Origin of the sequence: uncultured Sneathiella sp. (assembly GCF_963973085.1) — a bacterium.
Classification (GTDB): Bacteria; Pseudomonadota; Alphaproteobacteria; order Sneathiellales; family Sneathiellaceae; genus Sneathiella.
Map to the genome: position 1 here is coordinate 1 of NZ_CAXAXA010000016.1, position 6,565 is coordinate 6,565.

Consider the following 6,565-nt stretch of genomic DNA (forward strand, 5'->3'; position numbering starts at 1 on the left):
TTGTGGGTCGTCATTGGCATTAATGCGAGTATGTTCGTCGTCGAGATGATTGCGGGCTCGATTGCCGGTTCACAGGCGCTGAAAGCGGATGCGCTAGATTTCTTTGGCGACTCTCTGACCTACGGCATCAGTTTATTCGTTCTGGGAATGTCTGTTCGTGTTCGCACCACGGCGGCACTTCTCAAGGGGGTCAGTCTGGCTCTTATGGGGCTTTGGGTTTTCGGATCAACGGCCTATCAGGTTCTTGTGCTCGGTCTCCCGTCGGCACCGGTTATGGGGGCTATAGGCGTGCTCGCGCTTGCGGCCAATCTTGCCAGTGTCGGTGTGCTTCTGCGCTATAAGGACGGCGATGCCAACGTTCGGTCGGTGTGGCTCTGTAGTCGCAATGATGCAATTGGCAATGTCGCCGTCATGCTGGCGGCGGGCGGTGTCTTTGTCACTGGCACGGCATGGCCGGACCTAGCCGTTGCCGGGTTGATGGCCGGTCTCTTTCTGTGGTCGTCTATACAAATCATCGCGCAAGCGCTCAAGGAACGCCAGCATACAGTTGAAACCGTGGCTGCCGAGTAGACGGGTAATCGGATGTGCACTGAAACCCAGAAAAATGCCCTATTTCTTGCGTGGCTGATTGCACTCGTATCGACGCTCGGCGCGTTATTCATCGGCGAGATTATGGAACGAACGCCATGCGTCCTATGCTGGTACCAACGTATAGCCATGTTTCCACTCGCGCTAATTCTGGGTATTGCATCTTTCTCATCTGACATGGCAGTACGCCGTTACGTACTACCGATCGCAATAATAGGTGCCGTTATAGCCATTTGGCATAGTCTTCTCTTTGCCGGAATAATTCCAGAATCAGTCCAACCCTGCACGAGAGAGGGACCGTCCTGCACGGGCGACGAACAGACCTTGTTTTGGGTTTTGCCTCTGCCATTCCTGTCCGCTGCCGGTTTCATAGCAATTATTCTGTTACTCACCATTCCTTTTAGAAAGTCTTCGATATGAGCCGCCGAATCGTCATAGGAGCCACAGCCTTGGTAGCTATCGCAATTTTTGCGTTCGGCGCATTTCTTTATCAGCCCATTGGCGACAAACCGTCCGATATGTCATCATCCAATACTTCAAATAATGCAGAGCTTGTTCGGCCACATTCGCCTGTACTCGGCACTGTCGACGCACCTGTTACTATTGTCGAGTTTATTGATCCTGCATGCGAGGCTTGCCGAGCCTATTACCCTGTCGTCAAAGAAATCATGACAGCTTATCCTGACAAGGTACGCGTAGTACTTCGTTACGCCGCATTTCATCCAACATCAGAGGAAGCCATTCGCATCCTTGAAGCATCCCGTTTGCAAGGCAGATTCGAACCGGTTCTCGAACGGCTCTTTGAAACACAATCACGATGGGCCCCGCATGGACGTTCAGCAGACAGTGTCTGGACAGTTCTAGAAGGCACAGGGCTTGATATCGAGAAAGCGAGATCGGATGTAAAGATGCCGGATATCGTGGGCACTATGAATTTGGACGCGTCCGATGTAAACGCAATCGGCGTGAACAAGACACCAACGTTTTTTGTTAACGGAAAACCGCTAACGGACTTTGGAGCTCAGCAATTGCAAAGTATGGTCAAGGCGGAGGTGGCAGAGAATTGAAGACAATTCATCTTATTCTTTGGGGATCAGTCGCAGTTGGTTTGATCCTCTTTCTTTGGCTAAATATCTTTCAGGATGCTAGCCATCTTATAGAGGATGGCACATCGCAGAACACGGCAACTACCTTCATTCCGACCTTCTCTCTGACCGATCATCAAGGAAATGTCGTCACGGAGCAAACTTACCGGGGCAAATGGCTTCTGGTCTTTTTCGGGTTCACCAATTGCCCGGATATCTGCCCGACGACGCTCGCTGATCTTGCCAGCGTGATGGAGCAACTCGGGGCGGACGCAAAAGCAATAAAGCCACTATTTATTTCTGTTGATCCTGATCGCGACCAGATGGAAACCATGGCGCAGTATGTCTCCGCCTTTCATCCGGCCATTGTCGGATTGACAGGAACGGGCTCGCAGATAACTGAGACAGCGGAGTCATTCAAGGCCTACTTCGAAAAACAGCCGCAGGAATCTGCTCCAGACGGCTACATTATGGGGCACACCTCTGCGGTGTATCTTATTTCTCCCGATGGCGTATTCATCCGGACATACAGTTATGGGATGTCGCCGGAGGAAATCGTTGCGGACCTTCAACAGAAATTATGAGATTCAATATGTCAAAAGCTTTACCTTCACTTTTATTAGCCTTTTTCTTTTTTGCTTTTGCATTTCCAGCGTCGGCTGAGCCTACTCGGGTTGGAAATCTGGTTATCGAAACTCCATGGGCGCGCGCATCGATCGGCATGTCCCGTCCGGCCGCCGCTTACGTAACTATCAGGAACGAAGGTCAAACTGCTGACATCCTTACCGGAATTGAAACAACCGTCTCCGCCATGCCGGAAGTACACAAGATGGAGATAAAGGACGGCGTTTCCACCATGGGGCCGGTCGGCCCTCTGGAAATACCAGCGAATGGTTCCGTCACACTGGCGCCCGGAGGCCTGCATGTCATGCTCATGAAACTGCAGCAACCGCTGACAAAAGGCGGACAATTCTCGATGACGCTGATCTTCAAGAACGCCGGACGAGTCGACGTATCCGTTCCCATCTACAGCGTGGGCGCCTCCGGACCCGAGCAATGAAGCGCAATCAAATGTATGGACTTATTGGGATTGCGGGTGTCGGAACGGCTATAATGCTTTCAGTCGGTTCACTTTTAGGAAGTTCCGATACCAAGCCATTGGTGGAAGTGGTATCCGCACCGGTGTTTCTTGAAGCTGGCGATTACGAGCGGAAAAGCAAACGCGCAAATTTGTCTGTTCGGCGTAAAAAGAGCGAGCAGACAATTGAACTGCTACTTGAGCCGGGGGACACGCTGCTGGGTGCCCTCGTTAGGGCTGGCGTCTCCGGCAGTGAGGCCCGTGCGGCCAGCGACAGCTTAAAATCGATGATCGATCTCCGTGCGCTTAAGGTGGGTCAGGAATTGAAATTGAGTTTCCGGGCAGGTGACGAAGCAGCCACGGAGCGCCGTCTCGAAAGTCTTGCGTTGGTTCCGGAGATTGATCGCCTCGTCGCTATAAAACGCTCCGCCGACAATAACTTCGAGGCTCAAACCCAGCTGATCGAACACAGTATTGGCCTGATCTCGGCGTCGGGCAAGATCACAGCCAGTCTTTATGAGGCCGCACGCAATCAGGACACACCGATGCCTGTTCTGCTGCAAACATACAGTCTTCTGGGTAAAGCCGTCGATTTTCAGCGCGATATCCGCAAGGGTGATCGCTTTGTTTTAGGTTATGAAAAGTTCGATGATGGAGATTTTGGGGGAGAACATACGGGAAAACTCGTTTATGTCTCGCTTACACTGGCCAACCGTACGCTTAGCTACTTCCGCTACAAGGCTAGTGACGGTTTTATCGGATACTTCGACGCTTATGGCAATAGCGTTCAGACCAGCCTGACAAAGACTCCAGTCGATGGAGGGCAACTCTCTTCGCTCTTTGGTAACCGCGAACATCCGGTCCTCGGCTACGCAAGAATGCACAAGGGGCTTGATTTTGCCGCCCCGCGGGGCACACCGGTGTTCGCAGCTGGCGATGGTGTTGTTACCCGTCGGACACGCAACGGCAGCTATGGAAAATACATCAGCATCCGCCATGACAACCAATATGACTCGGGTTACGCCCACCTCAGCAAATATGCCGACAACCTTGAAAAAGGGGATCGCGTCCAGCAAGGCGAGGTTATTGGATATGTCGGCGCTACTGGCCTGACGACCGGTCCTAACTTGCATTACGAGGTCCTGCAGGATGGCGAGCAGGTAAACCCCATGACAATCAATTTACCTCCACAGCGCGTGTTGACTGGCAACGAGCTTGTACGATTTCGGGAGGCAACAACCAAGCTGCTATTGGCACTGAAACTCAACGCATCAAAAAGCGAAGCGCTAAGTAAGCCCAACCACGTGAAAACAGGGCCAAGCAATGGATAGAGATTGCAAAAGGAGGAAACATATTCGTAATTTCTCCTACGCCTTGGCAGCCGCCAGTCTTCTGTCAATTGCTGATCTAGCGGTGAAATGGGTAGTGATAACAATCGTCATGAACCCGCCTCGTCGAATCCCTGTCCTGCCATTCTTCGATATCGTACTTGTTTTCAACAGCGGCATGAGTTTCGGTCTGTTCAGTGACATGGGAGCTTGGGGACCTAAAATCTTGTCAGGGGTGGCCATCGGTATCATAGGATTACTCATTGTATGGCTGTGGCGTGTTGAACGCATGAACGAGGTTATTGGGATCGTCCTAGTCATCGGAGGGGCAATAGGAAACGTCATTGACCGTGTTCATAACGAAGCTGTAACGGATTTCCTTAGTTTATATGTCGGCCAATACCATTGGCCGGTTTTCAATATCGCGGATGTATTTATTACAATCGGCGTAATATGTTTGCTCCTACCCAATTTTGGAAGTGAGCTAGGTGTTGCACATAGTGACAAAGTGGCTCGAAAATAAAGTTCACATAATATTATTATAGGAGGTGAATAAAGATATGGCCGTCTCGCGACGCAATGCGGTCCTAGCTATCGGGGGCACTACCAGCGCCCTTGCCGCCGCATTGCTGTTTGGCTGGTGGCAGACGGACGGACCCGGAGCTTCTCAACGGTCAGATCGTTCCAGTATATTGCCTCTTCCTCTTTATGAGATGGATTTCCAACTGACCGATCATTCTGGCAGAACGGTCAGCCCGGACGACTGGATCGGATATCCGACTCTTGTGTTCTTCGGGTTCACCTATTGTCCCGATGTATGCCCGACGACCCTCACCGACATTACAGGATGGCTGCAAGGACTTGGCGACGATGCCTCCCGGTTTAATGTAGCGTTCATTACAGTTGACCCCGAACGGGACACAGTTCGGGCAATGGCTGACTATGTGAGCAATTTTCATCCCGCCATCATAGGTTACACAGGCGTGCCTGTTGAAATTGCAACTGCGGCCAAAGGATTTCGCGTGAAGTACGAACGGGTATCAACCGAGTATGGTTATACCATAAACCATACTGCTGGCGTATTTGTCTATGACGCCAGCGGAGAGTTTGTCAGCATCATTGATTTTCATGAGCCAAGGGAGAACGCTATTCCAAAAATACAAAGAGCATTGCAATAAACTGACACTGACCAAGCATAGCATCCGACTTGTGCCCGGTCTGCCTGCGGATGGCAAACACTTAACCCGGTCCGAGCGGACTAGTGGCAAACCCGGCACGTAAACTGTGACCGGAGTAGCGGGCTGGATCGGATTGATAGGCTCGACTCGTATTGGATTGGACCGCGTCTTGAACATAGCCTCGAACCTTTTCGAAAAGGCTGATTTTAGGGCTCAATCAATAGAGATTCAGCGCTTGGTAAAACTGACCGTCTCATAGGTCTCTGTTGAATTCTGCCGCTTTTGGTACTTCTCATAGACAACGACCTGCTTATTGGCGGGGGCGACGTACCAAGCGTAACGGTTCCAATCATCTTCACAGACCACCTTGAAGGTATCAAAACTGCCAAGCTTCGTCGTGACTCTGGCTTCACTCGGAATGGAGCATTTACGCACTGTCTCCCAGCTTCTTCCTTCGACATTGCTTCCCTTCCGGCTGTAGCTCCAGTGATTGCCGACTTTCAACGGAAAAATAGGCGTATCCTCCAGGCGCTTGATCTCATGGGATCCATCCGGAGAGGAACAGCCTTTCCAGCTTTTCCATGCCGCAAACGGCTGATCCTTTGCCCGGACCCAGGTACAGCCCTCCTGATCCTGCCACGTGTAGGTAGTCTCATCTGCGGCAATTACCTCTGATTTCCACTCCTTCCCATCGTCACCAACAGAGACAATGGTGGATCCCACCGTCCAATAATCCGGCCTCTCCATGGGCGGAAGCGGTTTTGATACAGCGGCTTCCTTCACCGAGGTCGTCTGGCAGGCGGTGAGGGCGAATAGGAGGATCGCGGGGACAGCAAATATTTTGGGGATGAAGGCTGGCATATCGGTTTTTCCATCTGTTAGACACAACGAAGACATTCATAATCTGGCTCTTGTGTTCAACCGGGTGATCAGGGAGAGTGCGTCCTTACTGAAACGATTGAACAGTATGGAACAAACTGTTCAGCGTAGAGACCTACGCAAGCCGTCTGTCTTCCAGAGATTTTCCGCGAATATTCGCTCTTCAGCACCGACCACTTCGGTATAGATTGCCGTTGTCTTGATCGAGGAATGGCCCAGCCATTTTGAGACTATTGTCAGGGGAACGCCTGCTAGCATGGCGTAAACCGCAAAGCCATGTCTGAGGCCCTTAGGGGAGGCTTGAGGGCCGGAAATACCCGCAGCATCCATAACCTCTTTGATCCGTGTCCAGCCTGTTGTTCGCGACCAGGGCCAGAGACGTTGCGATAGCGCTCCCGCACCCTGTTTTGGGATAAAGGCGCTCTTCAG

At 51.6% G+C, this 6,565-nt stretch carries 10 protein-coding genes; 8 read left to right on the top strand and 2 right to left on the bottom strand.

Going from position 1 to position 6,565, the window contains the following annotated elements:
- The 8 genes from AACZ19_RS18355 to AACZ19_RS18390 all read left to right on the top strand — a co-directional run.
- The coding region (locus AACZ19_RS18355; protein ID WP_339635956.1) for a cation transporter at positions 1 to 570 on the top strand (570 nt) is incomplete at its 5' end.
- 12 nt (positions 571 to 582) lie between these two features.
- Positions 583 to 1,008 carry a disulfide bond formation protein B gene (locus AACZ19_RS18360; protein ID WP_339635957.1) on the top strand — a complete coding sequence of 142 codons (426 nt, stop codon included), beginning with the start codon at positions 583 to 585 and terminating at the stop codon, positions 1,006 to 1,008.
- A 29-nt stretch (positions 1,009 to 1,037) separates the two neighbouring features.
- A complete protein-coding gene (locus AACZ19_RS18365) occupies positions 1,038 to 1,655 on the top strand; it encodes a DsbA family protein (protein WP_339635958.1) in 618 nt (205 codons plus the stop codon).
- Positions 1,652 to 2,257: an SCO family protein gene (locus AACZ19_RS18370; protein WP_339635959.1), complete on the top strand. Its 606-nt coding sequence runs from the start codon at positions 1,652 to 1,654 to the stop codon at positions 2,255 to 2,257. Before AACZ19_RS18365 ends, AACZ19_RS18370 begins: the two co-directional genes overlap by 4 nt.
- Positions 2,258 to 2,265: 8 nt before the next feature.
- Positions 2,266 to 2,733, top strand: coding sequence for a copper chaperone PCu(A)C (locus AACZ19_RS18375; RefSeq protein ID WP_339635960.1), 468 nt, complete (start codon positions 2,266 to 2,268; stop codon positions 2,731 to 2,733).
- Positions 2,730 to 4,082, top strand: a complete 1,353-nt coding sequence (locus tag AACZ19_RS18380) for a M23 family metallopeptidase (RefSeq protein ID WP_339635961.1) — start codon at positions 2,730 to 2,732, stop codon at positions 4,080 to 4,082. The genes AACZ19_RS18375 and AACZ19_RS18380 overlap by 4 nt, the downstream gene beginning before the upstream one ends.
- Positions 4,075 to 4,602: a signal peptidase II gene (gene lspA / locus AACZ19_RS18385; RefSeq protein ID WP_339635962.1), complete on the top strand. Its 528-nt coding sequence runs from the start codon at positions 4,075 to 4,077 to the stop codon at positions 4,600 to 4,602. Before AACZ19_RS18380 ends, lspA begins: the two co-directional genes overlap by 8 nt.
- A 37-nt stretch (positions 4,603 to 4,639) precedes the next feature.
- Positions 4,640 to 5,257, top strand: a complete 618-nt coding sequence (locus AACZ19_RS18390; RefSeq protein WP_339635963.1) for an SCO family protein — start codon at positions 4,640 to 4,642, stop codon at positions 5,255 to 5,257.
- A gap of 228 nt (positions 5,258 to 5,485) precedes the next feature.
- Here the strand turns inward: AACZ19_RS18390 and AACZ19_RS18395 are convergent, their stop codons facing one another.
- Both AACZ19_RS18395 and AACZ19_RS18400 read right to left on the bottom strand, forming a co-directional pair.
- Positions 5,486 to 6,118, bottom strand: a complete 633-nt coding sequence (locus AACZ19_RS18395; protein ID WP_339635964.1) for a hypothetical protein — start codon at positions 6,116 to 6,118, stop codon at positions 5,486 to 5,488.
- Positions 6,119 to 6,238: 120 nt separating this feature from the next.
- Positions 6,239 to 6,565: tyrosine-type recombinase/integrase (locus AACZ19_RS18400; RefSeq protein WP_339635965.1), on the bottom strand; the 327-nt coding region annotated here is incomplete at its 5' end.